Origin of the sequence: Amycolatopsis ultiminotia, from assembly GCF_039536925.1 — a bacterium.
Taxonomy (GTDB): Bacteria; Actinomycetota; Actinomycetes; order Mycobacteriales; family Pseudonocardiaceae; genus Amycolatopsis; species Amycolatopsis ultiminotia.
In genome coordinates this window covers 55,716-71,141 of sequence record NZ_BAAAZN010000025.1, presented here as the reverse complement: position 1 = coordinate 71,141, position 15,426 = coordinate 55,716, and the positions used below count along the sequence as shown (strand labels likewise).

At 70.5% G+C, this 15,426-nt stretch carries 14 protein-coding genes; 3 read left to right on the top strand and 11 right to left on the bottom strand.

The features are described 5' to 3' along the window. Positions 1-64: 64 nt before the first annotated feature. Complete coding sequence (locus ABD793_RS37825) at positions 65-1,888, bottom strand: glycoside hydrolase family 2 protein (protein ID WP_344868315.1); 1,824 nt, start codon at positions 1,886-1,888, stop codon at positions 65-67. Next, on the bottom strand, positions 1,885-2,925 hold the full coding sequence (locus ABD793_RS37820) for a LacI family DNA-binding transcriptional regulator (RefSeq protein WP_344868314.1): 1,041 nt from the start codon (positions 2,923-2,925) through the stop codon (positions 1,885-1,887). Before ABD793_RS37820 ends, ABD793_RS37825 begins: the two co-directional genes overlap by 4 nt. 157 nt (positions 2,926-3,082) lie before the next feature. On the opposite strand from ABD793_RS37820, the gene ABD793_RS37815 reads away from it, so the two are divergent. After that, positions 3,083-4,426: an MFS transporter gene (locus tag ABD793_RS37815; RefSeq protein ID WP_344868313.1), complete on the top strand. Its 1,344-nt coding sequence runs from the start codon at positions 3,083-3,085 to the stop codon at positions 4,424-4,426. 22 nt (positions 4,427-4,448) lie between these two features. After that, positions 4,449-5,909 carry a sulfatase-like hydrolase/transferase gene (locus ABD793_RS37810; protein WP_344868311.1) on the top strand — a complete coding sequence of 487 codons (1,461 nt, stop codon included), beginning with the start codon at positions 4,449-4,451 and terminating at the stop codon, positions 5,907-5,909. A 9-nt stretch (positions 5,910-5,918) separates the two neighbouring features. Here the strand turns inward: ABD793_RS37810 and ABD793_RS37805 are convergent, their stop codons facing one another. Beyond that, on the bottom strand, positions 5,919-6,845 hold the full coding sequence (locus ABD793_RS37805; RefSeq protein WP_425548838.1) for an alpha/beta hydrolase: 927 nt from the start codon (positions 6,843-6,845) through the stop codon (positions 5,919-5,921). Next, positions 6,842-7,936 (bottom strand): saccharopine dehydrogenase family protein, encoded by a 1,095-nt coding sequence (locus tag ABD793_RS37800; protein WP_344868309.1) that lies wholly within the window; start codon positions 7,934-7,936, stop codon positions 6,842-6,844. Before ABD793_RS37800 ends, ABD793_RS37805 begins: the two co-directional genes overlap by 4 nt. A gap of 72 nt (positions 7,937-8,008) precedes the next feature. On the opposite strand from ABD793_RS37800, the gene ABD793_RS37795 reads away from it, so the two are divergent. Beyond that, a complete protein-coding gene (locus tag ABD793_RS37795; RefSeq protein WP_344868308.1) occupies positions 8,009-8,593 on the top strand; it encodes a TetR/AcrR family transcriptional regulator in 585 nt (194 codons plus the stop codon). Positions 8,594-8,710: 117 nt separating this feature from the next. On the opposite strand, the gene ABD793_RS37790 is transcribed toward ABD793_RS37795, so the two are convergent. The 7 genes from ABD793_RS37790 to ABD793_RS37760 form a co-directional block, all read right to left on the bottom strand. Next, positions 8,711-9,892 (bottom strand): exo-alpha-sialidase, encoded by a 1,182-nt coding sequence (locus tag ABD793_RS37790; protein ID WP_344868307.1) that lies wholly within the window; start codon positions 9,890-9,892, stop codon positions 8,711-8,713. A 219-nt stretch (positions 9,893-10,111) separates the two neighbouring features. After that, the gene (locus ABD793_RS37785; protein ID WP_344868306.1) at positions 10,112-11,095 is read right to left on the bottom strand and encodes an alpha/beta fold hydrolase; all 984 of its coding nucleotides are present in this window, start codon (positions 11,093-11,095) and stop codon (positions 10,112-10,114) included. A gap of 128 nt (positions 11,096-11,223) precedes the next feature. Next, positions 11,224-11,736: a formaldehyde-activating enzyme gene (locus ABD793_RS37780; RefSeq protein WP_344868305.1), complete on the bottom strand. Its 513-nt coding sequence runs from the start codon at positions 11,734-11,736 to the stop codon at positions 11,224-11,226. Beyond that, positions 11,733-11,879, bottom strand: coding sequence for a hypothetical protein (locus tag ABD793_RS37775; protein WP_344868304.1), 147 nt, complete (start codon positions 11,877-11,879; stop codon positions 11,733-11,735). Before ABD793_RS37775 ends, ABD793_RS37780 begins: the two co-directional genes overlap by 4 nt. A 16-nt stretch (positions 11,880-11,895) precedes the next feature. After that, on the bottom strand, positions 11,896-13,326 hold the full coding sequence (locus tag ABD793_RS37770; protein WP_344868303.1) for an NAD-dependent succinate-semialdehyde dehydrogenase: 1,431 nt from the start codon (positions 13,324-13,326) through the stop codon (positions 11,896-11,898). A gap of 30 nt (positions 13,327-13,356) precedes the next feature. Then, the gene (locus tag ABD793_RS37765) at positions 13,357-14,133 is read right to left on the bottom strand and encodes an IclR family transcriptional regulator (RefSeq protein ID WP_344868302.1); all 777 of its coding nucleotides are present in this window, start codon (positions 14,131-14,133) and stop codon (positions 13,357-13,359) included. Continuing rightward, the gene (locus ABD793_RS37760) at positions 14,130-15,251 is read right to left on the bottom strand and encodes a zinc-binding dehydrogenase (RefSeq protein ID WP_344868301.1); all 1,122 of its coding nucleotides are present in this window, start codon (positions 15,249-15,251) and stop codon (positions 14,130-14,132) included. Before ABD793_RS37760 ends, ABD793_RS37765 begins: the two co-directional genes overlap by 4 nt. Positions 15,252-15,426 lie beyond the last annotated feature (175 nt).

Here is a 15,426-nt window from a genome sequence, read left to right as displayed (position 1 = left end):
GGTGTGCCCGGCCTTCGCATCCGTTTCCCTTTCGCGGGTATCACACGCGACGCGACTCGTGGAACTATCCGAGTTTGTCGTCGGGTGCGTCGAGCCCCAGCAGTTCCCCGGCCACCGAACGGGCCGGACGCATCGTGATCTCCCTCAGCACCGCCGGATCGGCCTTCGGCTCGCGCGCGGCGGTGAGCAGCCCGTTGGTCTCCTGCCCGGTGTCGGTCAGCTGCGTGTAGCAGAACCCGGCGACCGCGGCGCAGTCGAGCAGCGCGGTGGTGAGGTCGCGGTAGCGCTCGACCAGCTCGGCTGCCGAGCGGGCAGTGCTGTAGCCGTACCAGAGTTCGGCCTCGGGCGCGTAGCTCACCCCGCCGTACTCGCTGAGCATGATCGGCTGCCCCGCACGGGGTTCCCCGCCGACGTGGATGCGACGGCCACCCGGCCGGACCGTGCGCAGCACGTCCTCGATCGCCGCCGGGTCCGCGTAACGCTGCCGGAGCACCTCGCCGGCAGGTGCGTAGTCGTGCACCGTCCAGATGTCACTGCCGACGTGTTCCCAGCCGTCGTTGGAGATCACCGGACGGCTGGGGTCGAGCGCGCGGGTGAGCCGGTAGAGCGCGGCTGCGTAGTGCTGCTGGTCCTCGCGAGTGGCCACTTCGGACACTCCCCAGCTCTCGTTGAGCGGAACCCAGGTGACGATCGAGGGATGGCCGGCGTCGCGTTCGAGTGCTTCGGTCCACTCCCGGGTGAAGCGGTCGATCGCGGTGGGCGAGAAGGCGAAGCTGCTCGGCATCTCACCCCACACCGCGAGCCCGAGCCGGTCGCACCAGTACAGGAAACGGGGGTCCTCGACCTTCTGGTGGATCCGCACCCCGTTGAAGCCGAGCGATATGATCAGCTCGACCTCCTTGCGCAGTGCCTCGCCGTCCGGTGCGGCCAGATGGGTCTCCGGCCAGAAACCCTGCTCCAGCACCATCCGCAGGAAGTACGGACGCCCGTTGAGCAGGAAATGCCCGTCGCCGGTACCGACCTCGCGGAATCCGAAGTAGCTGCGTACGCGGTCGATTTCCGCGCCCTCGCCCAGCAACGTGATCTCGGCGTCGATCAACGCGGGGTGTTCCGGGCTCCACAGCAACCGCCCGGCACGCCGGCTGTCGCGGGCGGCGGGAATGGCGATCCGCTCGGTGAGCTCACCACCTTCGGGCAACCGGAACGTACTGTCGGCCAACGTCTCCTCGCCGAGACGGAGCACGACGCGGACGGCAAGGGTGTCGTCCCGCTTCGCCCGCGCGCGCAGCCGGAGCGCGACACTGCCGCCGGTCACGTCGGGGGTCCAGCGGAGGGATTCGACGTGCCGGGCCGGCACGGTCTCCAGCCACACCGGCTGCCAGATCCCGCTGGTGCGGTGGTACCAGATGTCCGACGGCGCTTCGTCGGAATGCTGCTTGCCCCGCGGCTGCGCCGGATCGCGCGGCTCGTCCTCGGCACGCACGACCACGACCTGGTCCTCGCCGACCGCGCGCAGTGCGGGCGTGATGTCGGCGTGGAAGCCCACGTGCCCACCCTCGTGGGTGACCACGACCTGGTCGTTGACCCACACCGTGGCCCGGTAGTCGACCGCGCCGAAGTGCAGCAGCACCCGTTCCCCCGGTTCGGCCGCGATCCGGAATTCCTTGCGGTACCACAGGATCGGGTGTTCGCCGCGATCGCCGATGCCGCTCGCGGACGACTCCGGCGGATAGGGCACCGTGATGGTCCGGCCGAACGCGGCCGGCTGCCGCCACCAGTGCCCGTCCCTGCCCTCGTCGGCATCGTCGTAGCCGAACCCCCACTGTCCGCACAGGTCGGTCCAGTGCTCGCGGACGAGCTGCGGACGGGGGTGCACCGGATCGGTCACAGGGTTCCTTCCGTCTCCGTGGCGGGTGCGGAGCTCTCCCGCACCACGAGTTCGTAGCCGACCTCGGTGCGCACGGGTTTGCGCTGCGAGCCGGCGGATTCGATGCGATCGGCCAGCAGCGCCACCGCCTGCCGGGCGATCTCCGGTTTGTCCGGCGAGACCGAGGTCAGCGACGGGACACCGTACCGGCCCTCCTCGGTGTCGTCGAAGCCGACGACCGCGACGTCCTGGGGCACCCGGACGCCGGCTTCGTGAGCCGCCCGCAACGCACCGAGGGCGAGCATGTCGCTGAAGCAGAAGACGGCGTCCGGCGGTTCGGGCAGCGCCAGCAGCCGCCGCATCGCCGCGGCGCCCTCCGGCGGGGAGAAATGCGTGGCCGGGGCCACCAGCTCGGCCAGTTCGGGCGCACCGGCCGTGTGCACCGCCTCTCGGTAGCCGCACAGCCGCAGATGCGCGGTCGCCGAGGAGGGCCCGCTCTGCGCACCGATCGCCGCGATCCGCTTGCGGCCGGTCGCCAGCAGGTGGGCGGTGGCGTCGCGGGCCGCGGCGACGTTGTCGATCAGTACGTGGTCGAAAGTGTGCGCGTAGTCCCGTTCCCCCAGCAGGACCACCGGGACCCGGCCGGGTTTGCCGGACAGATCCGACTGGCTCAGCGCGAGCGGGCTGAGGATCACGCCGTCGATCAGGGTGGACCCCAGGCCACGGGCCATCGCCAGCTCGGCGCTGCGCTCCGCGTCGGTGACCTCGATCAGCACGGTCATCGCGTGCCGCCGCGCCTGTGCGATGACCGCGGTCGCCAGTTCGGCGAAGTAGCGGGCGGCCAGGTCCGGCACGGCGAGTGCGATCACGCCGGTGCGGCCGGAACGCAGCTGCCGCGCGGAAAGGTTCGGACGGTAGCCGAGGTCGTCGATCACGCCCTGCACGCGCAGCCGGGTTTCGGGCGCCACCCGGTCGAAGTCGTTGACCACATTGGACACGGTCTTGATCGAGACCCCGGCCGCAGCGGCGACATCCTGCAGCGTGACTCGTCCACCCACGGATCGCAGATTACAACGTTGTACACGCAGATCGCAATCCGAATACCGAGAGACAGCCAAATCTCTGGACACCCGTTGACTATCTCCCCCGATCCGATTACAAGGTTGTAATCGGTGGCGGCCCCGTCACCGCCGGCACCGGTTGGAGGCAGCACCCATGCCCGCAGGCAGCGACGACGCCGCGGACGGCCCGGCCACCGGCACCCCGATGCGCCGGGTGGTCATCGCCAGCTTCCTCGGCGCGACGTTCGAGTGGTTCGACTTCGGCCTCTACGGGACCTCGGCCGCGATCGTGTTCAACAAGGAATTCTTCCCGACGATGACCCCGCTGGTCGGGACGCTGCTGGCGTTCGCGACCGCGGCCGTGGGCTATCTCGCCCGCCCGATCGGCGGGCTCGTCTTCGGGCACTTCGGCGATCGGCTCGGCCGCAAGTCGATGCTCACCACCACAATGCTGATCATGGGCGTGTCGACCGTGCTCATCGGGGCACTCCCGACCTACCACGCGATCGGGGTGACGGCCACGATCCTGCTCGTCGCACTGCGCGTGCTGCAGGGCATCGGGCTCGGCGGCGAGTACGCCGGCGCAGCGCTGAACACGCTGGAGTCCGCGCCGCAGGCCAGGCGCGGGTTCTTCGGCAGCCTGCCGCAGGTGGGCAATCCGGCCGGCGGGCTGCTGGCGACGTTGCTGGTCGCCGCGTGCGCCACACTGCCGGAGGATCAGTACCTCGGATGGGGCTGGCGGGTGCCGTTCCTGCTCAGCTCGATCCTGCTCGTGCTCGGCCTGTACTTCCGGCTGCGGCTGAGTGAGCCGAAGGAGTTCGCCGAGGTCCGGCGCGCCGGGAAGCAGGCGAAGGTCCCGGTCGTCGAACTGCTGCGCACCTGCCCGCGCAACTTCTTCCTCGCGCTCGGCTCACGGACGGTGGATGCGGTGGCGGGCAACGTGTTCGGCGGGCTGGCAATCGCGTACGGGGTCACCGTGATCGGCGTCGACCGCGACGTGGTGCTGTTCGCCAGCGCCGCGGCGGCCGCGGTGGAGATCGCCTATGTGCCGTTCATCGGACGGCTCGCGAACCGCGTGAGCCGCAAGCGGATCTACCTCATCGGGGTCGCGCTGATCGCCGCGATGTCCTACCCGTTCTTCGTGGGCATCGGCACCGGCAACGCCGTGGTGATCTGCGTGGTCATGATCGCCGGCCTGTCGCTGGCCAGCGGGACCGAGTTCGCGGTGCAGAGCACATTGCTGGCCGAGGTGTTCCCGGTGCACCTGCGCTACACCGCGATCTCGCTGGTGTACCAGCTGACCGCGACCGTCGGTGGACTGAGCAACCTGGCCGCGGTGTCCATCCTGATCGGCATGGACGGCAGCCCGTGGCTCGTCGCCGGACTGCTCGTCGCAGTTGCCGCGCTCGGCTTCTGGTGCACGGCGAAACTGCGGCCCGCCACCGCACCGGCGCTCCGGCCGCACACCGGCGACGAACTCCCGGCCACGACCCGCTGACCCCAGAACCCGGAGCACGCGAATGACCGCCCGGAACATCGTCGTCGTCCTCAGCGATCAGCAGCGCGCCGATCTGTGCGCACGCGAGGGTTTCCCGCTCGACACCACACCGAACACCGACCGGCTGGCGCGTGAGGGCGTGTGGTTCAACCGCGCGTACACCACGTCTCCGCTGTGCTGCCCCGCGCGCACCAGTCTGCTGACCGGCCGGTACCCCGGTGCGCACGGCGTACGGGAAAACCCGGCCATGAGCCTGGCGCGGTTCGAACAGGATCTGCCCGGCCTGCTGCGCTCGGCCGGTTACGCGACCGCGCTCGTCGGGAAGAACCACAGCTACCTGACCGAGCGCGACCTCGACCACTACGAGCCGTACCTGCACGGCGGCGCACTCGGGCCGGTGCGCGAGGACGAGGCCCGGTTCGACCGGTGGCTGACCGAACTGCGTCACCGCACGCACCCCGAACCCACGCCGTTCCCGGTGGAACTGCAGTGTCCACATCGGATCGTCACGTCGGCGCAGCGGTGGGTGGAGACCGTCGGCGACCAGCCGTTCTTCCTGTTGCTCTCCTTCCCCGAGCCGCACAACCCGTACCAGGTGCCCGAGCCGTACTTCTCGCTGTTCCCACCGGAATCCCTGCCCCCGGTTGCCACCGGCCCGGAAGACACGGCCGGGCGCTGCTTTCCGTGGCAGTACCTGCGCCGGCTGGAGGAGGCCGCCGATCCCGAGCTGGCACAGTCGATTCCGCGCGCCCGCGCCAACTACCTCGGCATGCTGCGGCTGATCGACGACCAGATCCAGCGCTTCACCACGTTCCTGCACGAGCGCGGTCTGCTCGCGGACACCGTGCTGGTGACGACCGCCGACCACGGTGATTTCGTCGGCGAATACGGGTTGCTGCGCAAGGGACCGGAGGTTCCCGAGGTGCTCTGCCGGATCCCGCTGACGGTCCGCGGCCCCGGCGTCGTGGCACGCCCTGATCCCAGCTCCGCGCACGTGTCACTGGCCGATCTCCTGCCGACGCTCGCCGAGGCCGCCGGGCTGCCGGTGCCACCGGGCGTGCAGGGCCGCAGCTTCTGGCCGCTGCTGACCGGCGACCGCCCGGAACCGGGCGAATTCACCAGTGCCTACGTGGAACAGGGCATCGGCGGTCGCACCTACACCGCCGCCGACGTGCCCGACCCGATGCCCGGCCTCGGCGGACCGCAGGACTTGTTCGACTTCGACGAACTGAACGCTGTCACCCAGGGCGGCCACCGCCGGATGGTCCGCCGCGGCGACTGGAAACTGGTGCTCGACGAGGCCGGCACGGGCCAGCTGTACCACCTCGCCGAGGATCCGTTCGAGACGGTGAATCTCTGGTCCGGCCCGGAGCACGCGTCCACTCGCGACGGACTGCTGGTGGAGCTGCTCCGGTGGATGCTGCACGCGCAGGACCCGTTGCCACTGCCCGACCACGGATACCCGCGGAAGCTGCCCGGCTGACGGCGGCGGTCAGGCCGAAACGAGGTGCTCGACGAACCATTCGCGCGCCGCGACGATCGTCTCGTCCTTGAAATCGGTGTAGACCGAATAGTGGTGCCCGTCGACCACCAGCAGTTTTTTCGGTCCGGGGATCGTGTCGAACGCGGGTTTGGCCAGGGCCGGCGGGCAGTACGCGTCGGCTTCGGCGACCACGAGGAACACCGGGGTCGGGCTGATCAGCGGAAGCAGCGGCCGGATGTCGTCGGCAAGCGAGGGCGCGAACGAGGCGACCGTGACATGCGGCGTCCAATTCCGTTTCTCGGCCTCGCCGAAGCCGGCCCAGTAAGCGTCGTACTCGTACTCCGGGCCGATCGGGAAGTCGACGTACTCCGGCTCGGCACCGAGCGCCCGGTTGCGCAGGTCGTCGGCGAGAATCCGGTCGGCCTCGTCGCGGGAGGTCGTGCCGAGCATCATCGGGATCGCCTCGGGCACGCTGCCGATCGGGGGCACCTGGGCGTAGATGCACCGGATCCGGTGGTCGAGCGCGCCGGCCGCGAGCACGTTGCGGCCGCCGAGGCTGGTGCCCCACAAGCCGATCCGTTCGGAGTCGATCTCCGGCAGCGTGGTCGCGAAGGTGACCGCGTTGCGCCAGTCGTCGATCTGGCCGGGGTGGTCGACTTCCTCCCGGGGCTGCCCGTCGCTGTCGCCGAAGTTGCGGTAGTCGAAGGCCAGTGCGGCGATTCCCGCCTCGGTGAGCGCCGCCGCGACCTCGGGAATGGTCCACTCCTTCAGTCCGCCGAGGCCGTGCGCCAGTATCACCAAGGGATGCGGCCCCTCGGTGGCGGGCGTGCGCAACCACCCGCGGAGGGTCACCGGACCGGAGCGGAATTCGACGTCACGCTCTTGTACGGCAGTACTGGTCATGGGGATGTCCTTTCGTCGAAAGTGAACGGTCAGTTGAGGACGAAGGTGCCGCCGGCGCTGACCGCGAGGTCCGGGCCGAACGCGGCCGCCGGGGTGTAGGCGCCGGGTTTCCCTTCGCCGCGGGCGAGCCGGAGCGCGACCTCGGTGATGACGGCGGCCGTGTAGTCCATTCCGTCGTCGGCGCGCAGCCAGCCCTCGCGCACGGTGCCGTCGGGCCAGGTGAGCACTGCGTGCCCCCAGGAATGCTGCCGGGGGCGGGGCGCCGCTTTCGTGGTGGCCTTGGCCATCTGGCGGACCGCGAGCCGGCGCAGCGGCGGAACGGACAGCAGGGTGGCAGCCAGCGGCAGGACCGCACGCACCAGCGTCCCGGTCGGTGCCAGCCCGGACGTGCCGCTGACCGACGGCGCCCCACTCGCCCGCTGGGCGGCCACCAGCTCGCCCATCGGGATGCCGCCGGACTTCGCCGTCTCGCCGTCCGGCAGGGTCAGCCTCTGCGGGTCGGCACCCAACCGGGTCTTCACCAGTTGACCGTTCTCGTAACGCAATCCGCCGTTCAGCAGCGTCCCGACCATCGCGGAGGCGAACGGGGCGCCGATCACCCCGGCCTCCATGGCGACCGAGGCGAGCGCGTCGACCCGTACCTGACGGGGTGCCGGACGGTCGGCACACAGTTTCGCAACCACCGATTCCGTGGCCAGCACCCCGAATCCGGCGCCGGTCACCAGGGTGCTGCCCGCCGCGGCGGCCTCCGGGTGCTTGTCGAGCAGCTGCGGCACAGCGGTCGCGTCGGAGGCCAGATCGGTGTAGTGCCCTCCGGGCATGACCGCGTCGGCGATCGCGGGCGCGGTCTCGATGTAGTTGCCGATGAGGTTGATCACCACCGACGGCTTCCGGCTGCGGATCGCGTCCGCGATCGATTCCCCGCCGTCGGCGACGACGACTCCGGTTTTCCCGCCGTACCCGGCCTGCAGGTCGACGAGACTTTCGCGACGGCGACCGACCAACACCGGATCGATGCCTTCGCCGGCCAGCCGCGTGACGACGGACCGGCCGATGCGGCCGGTGGCGCCAAGAACCCAGATCTCGCCGGACGGCGTGCCCTCGGTCATTCCGTGTCCTCTCATGATGTCTCACTGTGTCGTCATGAGCGTAGCACAAGTGACGACACAGTGAGACATCGCTGGTACCCTGATCGGGTGGCGAGATGGGATCCGGGAACCGAGCAGCGGCTGACCCGTGCCGCATTGGACCTCTTCGGCGCGCACGGCTACGACGACGTCACCATCACGCAGATCGCCGAACGAGCGGGCATCACCCGCCGCTCCTACTTCCGGTACTTCCCGGACAAGCGGGAGGTGCTGTTCCCGCGGTCCGAACAGCTGCCGCCGGCGATGGCCGACATGGTGCTGGCCGTCGACGAGCACGCCGATCCACTGACCGCCGCCCTGCACGGGGTCACCGAGGTCGGCACCCTCCTGGTGGCACAGGCCGAGCGGGCAGCCGAGCGGCGTGCGGTGATTTCGGCCAGCGCGGAACTCCGCGAGCGCGACCGTACGAAGGGCGCCGCCGTCGCCGCCGCGATCGAGGACGCACTGCAACAGCGCGGCAGCCCACCGGACGAGGCGAAACTGGTCGCCCAGATCGCCGCAATCGTGTTCGAGAACGCCTTCGAACGCTGGGTGGACGCGGCCGGACAGACCGGCTTCGCCGCGTGCGTGCAGTCGGTCGCCGCGACGATCCGCACGGTGGTGACCCGCGCACCGGACGATGCCACCGGCTGAGCCTGCCCCGGTGGTGACGGGCCGGTCAACGCGTTCCCGGCCCGATCCGGCGCATCGTCAGGTTCGTCCGCCGGTACCCGCTCGCCGAACCGGCCTGCCGGACCAGCCCTTGCCCGGTCAGGGCATCGGCGCCGAGGCGTAGAACGGTTTGCAGACGTCGCCGTCGCGGTCGTCGGCGATTTCGAGCAGTGTGCTGCCGTCGGCGGGAGTGACGAGGGTGGAACTGTAGTTCGCGCACGGTTCGTTCTGCGGATCCGGCACCGACACCGGCGCCGGTGCGGCACGCCACGGCCCGGCGGCTCCGTTGTCGCTGATCAGCACGGTGTTGCCGCTGCCGGGAACGAGGTCGCCGTTCGCGTTCCGCAGTTGCTGGCCGACCACGGCGAGCCGGGTCGCGCCGGAGCCGTTGTCGATCCGGTTCACCGTCGGGGCGTGCGTGAAGTAGTCGCCGGATTCGGCGGCAAGGCGCGGTCCGACGTCGTTGGGCGGGCCCCAGTCGGCGCCGTCGGCGGAGGTGCGGGAGTACGTCGCGCAGTCGTAGTTGTCCCCGCTGCCGCAGATCTCGTAGACGAGGATGTAGGTCCCGTCACCGAGCCTGCGCACGGTCGGCATGCCCGGACGCAACCCGGCGTCGTCCGGCGCGACCGTCGGGTACGGCTCGGTCCAGGTGACCCCGTCGGTCGAGAACGACTCGCGCAGTTGCTGGCTGTGCGCCGGATCCGTCTCGTCGGCGTAGTGGCAGGTGAGCCTGCCCCCGGCGTCCACGGACAGCTCCGGCTCCCAGATTCCCCGGTCGTTCTCCGCCTGCCTGCACACCGACAGCGGCTGCCAGCTGGTGCCCTGGTCCCGGCTCTGCCAGATGGGCACCGACATCCGCCGATCCGCCGCGTCCTGCCCGATCGAAGCCGCCCACAGCAGGGTGCCCTCGGGCAGGTCCCCGACCTGGCTCGGCAGCTCGAACAGGGTGGTGCAGCAGAGCCCGTCCTTGGCTCCCGGGTCACGGACGGCACCGACCTCGGTGAAGGTCGCCCCGTTGTCGGTGCTGCGGTAGATCACTCCCTTGCCGCCGTCCGCGTCGAAGTCGACGACGCTCGCGACCAGTGTTCCGTTGGCATCACCGGAATGGTCCAGCCGCACCAGCCGCGGGTAGAGACCGGTGCCGTCGCGCAGCGGTGCGCGGTCGGCAGGCCGGGCACCGCTGCCGGCCGGTTCGGCACCTGCCGGCGGCGCGGCACACACCAGCGCGACCAGCAGGAGAATGGCGGTACCCCAACGAGCGGCGACGGAAGCGGCAGACATCTCGGGTCCTTTGCCGTAACCGGATCTGAATGGTCCGGACCACTTTGATCATGATCGCGGACACCCACCGGAACAACCCGCCTTCCGGCCTACCCGATGCGACCGATCGGCGGATCAAGGACACTTCGAGACGAACCGGGACGGCTGCGCGCCGGGCCGTCTGCTGCCCGCCACCCGGCGGGCACGCACCTGCCGTGCCCCGCCGGAGCGGCCGGCCGATCAGCCGAAGATCGCGGCCCGGCCCGGTTCGGAGTCGAACATCGCACCGCTGTCGTGGCCGACGCCTGCGACGATCGTCTGCTCGTGCGGGGCCGAGGGATAGGCCTTCTGCATCGCGGAGAAGTAGTTCTTCCCGCGCTCCAGCCGGTTGTGGCCCTGTGCCTCGGCTTCGCAGGACTGGTCGATGCCGTGGTCCTGGTGCACGTCGTCGCCACCGAGGAGGTAGGTCACCTTCCGGCCGGTGTACTGTCCGGCCAGCTTGCCTTCGGGGTATCCGGCCAGATACGGGTTCAGGTGCTCGAGCCCGTACTTGTAGTCGTCGAAGCCGGGGCACGAGTCGGGCAGGCCGTCGGGCACCGGGCGGTCGGCCGTGAAGTACAGGTACGACGACGGGTTGGCCGGGACGAAGTGGAAGGACAGCCCGGTCAGATCCGCCGGGGCCTTGCCGCCTGCCGCGTACCGCTGCACGAACTGGCCGCCCGCGGAGTGTCCGGCCAGGGTGACCTTGGTCAGCTTCGGGAACGCCTTCTTGTCCGCCAGCTTCGCGAGCACTTCGTCGATCACGGTGAACGAGCTGATCTCCGGCGAGGACACCGAGTTGCCGCCGTCCTTCCACGAGGTCTCGTCGCCGTTGGTCCAGCTCACCTCGCCGTCGCCGGGATCGTCGTCCGAGGTCTGGAAGTGCGGGGTGACGATCTCGGTGCGGTCCCCTGCACCGGCGTCCTGCGCTGCCTGCACCATGCGCTCGAAGTACCCGTCGGCGTTGCGGCCGGTGCCGTGGATCACCACGACGGCCTCGGTGACCGTGCTCGCGCCGGACAGCGGATAGCTGGCGAGGTAAGGCATCTTGGCCCCCTCGGCGAGATCGAGCGTGTGCGCGCAGCTCTCGCCGGAGGTGCACGGCCCGGCCGCGGCCGCGGCCGGCATCGCGGTGCCCAGCGCCAGCGCGCCGACCGCCGCCGCCACAGCCGAACGTCGGATCATGAAACGCCCCTTCCCATCCTGACCGGCCACTGCGGTCCGGCCGATCGGCACGCTAACCGGGAAGATCGGGACCGGTCCCCGTACGGCCGGTACCCAGGCCGGGTGGGAACCGGCGCAGGAGCCGAGTCTCAGGGCGTGTAGAACGGGTGCGTCACCGTGTCCCGGTCGGCGACGAGATCCGCGATTTCGGCGTGTCCTCGCACCGCTTCCCGCACGCCCTTGCGCATCGCCTCCCTGGCGGCTTCCCGCACCGCGTTCCCGGAATCGGCCTCGGGGTTGAGCCAGACCGCGGCGAACACGAGCGTTTCCTGATCGCCGGCGAGCACCCCGTCGGCCACCGAATCGAGCACGCCCTGTGCGATACCGACCTGGCAGGCACCGGAGACCAGGTTCGCGTGCTGCTCGGTGGGCGATGCGGTCTTGGTCAGCATGATCGTCGGCGGGTACACCGTGCGGTACGAGGGCTGGTCCTCGCCGACGCACACCAGGATCGGGGTGAATCCCGCGCTGGGAGCGGCGAACGCACCGGTCATCGCCGCGGCCGTGGCGGATCCACGCTCGGCGAGAACGACGTTGAGGTGCACGCCGTCCGGGTTGGTGCCACCCCATGCCTGGGCGCTGCGGCCGTCGAGTGCGGTCATGTCGCGAGTCCTTTCCGTGGTCCGCCGGAGACCGGCAGCGCGCCGCGGGTCTCCGGCGCAAGTACGAGTGAGCTGACGCCGCCGATCAGGCAGACCCGGCCATCGGCGCCATGGCGGGCAGCGGGGCGGGAGGTCGTGGTCATGCGGTTGTCCCCCGTTTCACCGGCCCAGGGCGAAGTAGCCGGTCTCGAGGTATTCCCCGATCCCGCTCCGCCCGCCTTCCCTGCCCAGCCCGGAAGCCTTGACCCCGCCGAACGGCGCGGCCGGCTCCGACACGATCCCGCGGTTGATCCCGACCATGCCCGTCTCGCAGGCCTCCGCGACTCGCACCGCGCGCGAGACGTCGCGGGTGCAGACGAACGCGACGAGGCCGTACCGGGTCGCATTGGCCAGTTCGAGTGCCTCGGCCTCGGTGTCGAAGACCGTGATCGGGGCGACCGGCCCGAAGATCTCCTCCTGCAGGACGCGCTGTCCCGCGCCCACCCCGGTCAGCACGGTCGGCTCGAAGAAGTACCCGGGCCCGGCCACCGGTCCGCCGCCGGTGACCGCCTCGGCACCGCCGGCGACCGCATCCCGCACCAGCTCGTGCACCTTGTCCCGCTGCCGGGCATCGATCAGCGGCCCGACCGTCGAGGACGGATCGAAACCGTTGCCGGGCACCAGTTCCCGCACCCGCTGGGTGAACCGCTCGGTGAATTCCCGGGCAATCGAACGGTGCACGAGGAACCGGTTGGCGGCCACGCAGGACTCGCCGCCGTTGCGGAACTTGGCCAGCATCGCGGCGTCCAGCGCGGTGTCGAGGTCGGCGTCGTCGAACACCAGGAACGGCGCGTTGCCGCCCAGTTCCATGGACGTGCGCTGGACGTGCTGCGCCGACTGGCGGATGAGCGCGGAGCCGACCGCGGTGGAGCCGGTGAAGGAGACCTTGCGCAGCCGGTCGTCGGCCATCAGTGCAGCGGACAGCTCGGGGGCGCGGGTCGTGGTGAGCAGGTTGACCGCGCCTGCGGGCAGGCCGAGCCCGGCGAGCACCTCGGTGAGCAGCACCGCGGTGAGCGGGGTCTGCTCGGCAGGCTTGAGCAGCGTGGGGCAGCCCGCAGCCAGCGCCGCACCCAGCTTGCGGGTGAGCATCGCCAGCGGGAAGTTCCACGGCGTGATCAGCAGCGCCGGGCCGACCGGCCGGTGCGTGGTGAGGATGCGCGAGCCTCCGTCCGGCGACACCACGAAGTCACCGTGCAGCTGCGTGGCCTGCTCGGCGAACCAGCGGAGGAACTCGGCCCCGTAGGCGAGTTCGCCCCGCGACTGCGCGAGCGGTTTGCCCGTCTCCCTGGTGATCGTTTCGGCGAACTCCTCGGTCCGCGCCACCACCGCGTCGAACGCGGCCAGCAACCAGCCGGATCTCGTGCGCGGACTGCTCGCGGCGAGCTCGGCCTGTGCTGCGTGCGCCGCGTCGAGTGCCGCGAGCGCGTGCTCCGGCGTCGCGTCGGCGGCTTCCGCGATCGGCTCTCCGGTGGCCGGATCCTCGACCGGGAAGGTCGCCGGGGTATCGAGCCACCTGCCGCCGACGTACAGCCGGCTGTTCTTCGCTGGCATCTGTTTCGCTTTCGTTTGGGGCCAAGGGGATCAGCGGTGCCGGGCCAGTTCCCCCGCGGCCCAGCGGACCTCGGCGGCCAGTATTTCCGCACGGCCGGGGGGCACCGAGTTCGTCGGCACGCAAGCGGTCACCGCGGCGACTGCCCGTCCGTCGCCGTCCAGCACCGGAGCCGAGAAGCAGGACAGATCCGCAGTCATCTCCTCGACCTCGGTGGCGTACCCCCGTTCGGCCACCAGCGCGAGTTCGCCGCGGAACACCGCTTCGTCGTGGATCGTCGCCTCGGTGAGCTGGGGCAATCCGGTGCCGAGCACCGGCCGCAGGTCCGTCTCATCGCGGAAGGCGAGGATCGCCTTGCCGCTGGCGGAGGCGTGGGCAGGCAGCTGCCTGCCGATCCGGGTCTGCAACCGCACCGGTTTCGTGGTGTCGACGTGCGCGACGAAGGTGACCTGCGCACCGGAAAGCACTGCCAGCTGGACGGTTTCGTCCTGCCGGTCCCGGATCTGCCCGGCACACGTGTAGAACATGCCGAGCAATCCGGTCAGCTCCCCGCCGGGCTCGGCATAGGCGGCCATCCTCGGGCCGACGACGAACCGGCCGTCCCCGGTTTTCCGGGTGACGCCCAGCTCGCCCATCGTGGCCAGCAGCCGGTGCACCGAGCTCTTCGGCAGGCCGATCGCCACCGCGATCTCGCTCAGCCGCAGTCCCCGCTGCCGTTCGGCGAGCACGTCGAGCACCGCGAACGCCTGCGCGACCGCGGGACTGCGCTTCCCCGTCTCCACGGGTGCCCCGGCCGCTTGCGGTGTCACCGACCGGCCAGTTCCTCGTCGACGATCACCACTCCGCGCCGGTTGGACCCGCCGGTCAGATCGGCGAACGCGGTGTTGATCTCCTCGAACCGGTAGGTCTTCGAGATCAGCTTGTCGATGGGCAGCTTGCCGGTGTGGAACAGGTTCAGCAGCTTCGGGATGTCCTGGGTCGGACGGCTCGATCCGTAAAGGCTGCCGGTCAGGTACTTCTCCTCGCGCACGAACCGAGCGGCGGGGACGCTCGCGTACGCAGTGGCCGCCGGAACCCCGACGCACACCACCGTGCCGCCCGGGGCGGTCGCGTCGAAAGCCTGCTCCAGCAAGCCTTCCTTGCCGACCGCGTCGATGGTGACGTCGGCGCCCTGCCCGCCGGTGAGCGCACGCACCTCGGCAACCACGTTGTCCTCCGGCGTCAGCACGCGGGTGGCGCCGAAGATCGTCGCGCCGTCACGCTTGTCCGGATGCGGCTCCACCACGACGATGTGATCCGCACCGGACAGCCGCGCGGCCATGATCGCACTGAGCCCCACCCCACCCGCGCCGTAGACCAGCACCGCGTCGCCGGGTGCCACGCGGGCGCGGTTCACCACGGCGCCGTATCCGGTGAGCACACCGCAGCCGGCGAGCGCGGCGACAGTCAGCGGCACCGATTCCGGGATCTTGATCGCACTCGCGGCGGGCACCACCGTGTGTTCGGCGAAGGTGGACAGGAACGAGTAGTGGTACACATCCCGGTCGCCGTCGTGCAGCCGGACAGTGCCGTCGAGCAGCGTGCCCGCCAGCAGTGCGGGGGCGCTGGCGGAGCACAGGACCGGACGGCCCGCCTGGCAGTAGCGGCACCGGCCGCAACTGGGCAGCCACGACAACGCGACGTGGTCGCCGACGCCCACGTGCGGCACGCCGGCACCGACCGCGGTGACCACGCCGGCGCCCTCGTGCCCGAGCACGGTCGGCGTCGGCGAGGGGATCCGCCCGCTGATCGTGTGCGCATCGCTGGCACACACCCCGGTCGCGGCGATCTTCACCGACACCTCGCCGGCACCGGGCTCGTCGAGGGTCAGCGTGCGGAACGTGAGCGGGGAGGCGGTTTCCTCGAGAACGGCGGCGAGAGTTTCCATTCGAGCAACTCCTCGGTGGGTATTTCAGATGGGCCACCCGAACGGCATTTGTTCCACCGGTGGAACGCGTTCCCTTTGGGCCGGCGTCGAGTATGCGGACGGCTTCCGAGGAGTGTCAATAGATCGGCCGGAGCACTTTCCGGCGGCACCGGCGCGCACGGTGCGGCCGCCGCTC

Bases quoted from the DNA above. Each gene is read 5' to 3' on its own strand.
- ABD793_RS37815 (WP_344868313.1), top strand. From the start codon at position 3,083: ATGCCCGCAGGCAGCGACGACGCCGCGGACGGCCCGGCCACCGGCACC.
- ABD793_RS37810 (WP_344868311.1), top strand. From the start codon at position 4,449: ATGACCGCCCGGAACATCGTCGTCGTCCTCAGCGATCAGCAGCGCGCC.
- ABD793_RS37800 (WP_344868309.1), bottom strand. From the start codon at position 7,936: ATGAGAGGACACGGAATGACCGAGGGCACGCCGTCCGGCGAGATCTGG.
- ABD793_RS37790 (WP_344868307.1), bottom strand. From the start codon at position 9,892: ATGTCTGCCGCTTCCGTCGCCGCTCGTTGGGGTACCGCCATTCTCCTG.
- ABD793_RS37785 (WP_344868306.1), bottom strand. From the start codon at position 11,095: ATGATCCGACGTTCGGCTGTGGCGGCGGCGGTCGGCGCGCTGGCGCTG.
- ABD793_RS37780 (WP_344868305.1), bottom strand. From the start codon at position 11,736: ATGACCGCACTCGACGGCCGCAGCGCCCAGGCATGGGGTGGCACCAAC.
- ABD793_RS37775 (WP_344868304.1), bottom strand. From the start codon at position 11,879: ATGACCACGACCTCCCGCCCCGCTGCCCGCCATGGCGCCGATGGCCGG.
- ABD793_RS37770 (WP_344868303.1), bottom strand. From the start codon at position 13,326: ATGCCAGCGAAGAACAGCCGGCTGTACGTCGGCGGCAGGTGGCTCGAT.
- ABD793_RS37760 (WP_344868301.1), bottom strand. From the start codon at position 15,251: ATGGAAACTCTCGCCGCCGTTCTCGAGGAAACCGCCTCCCCGCTCACG.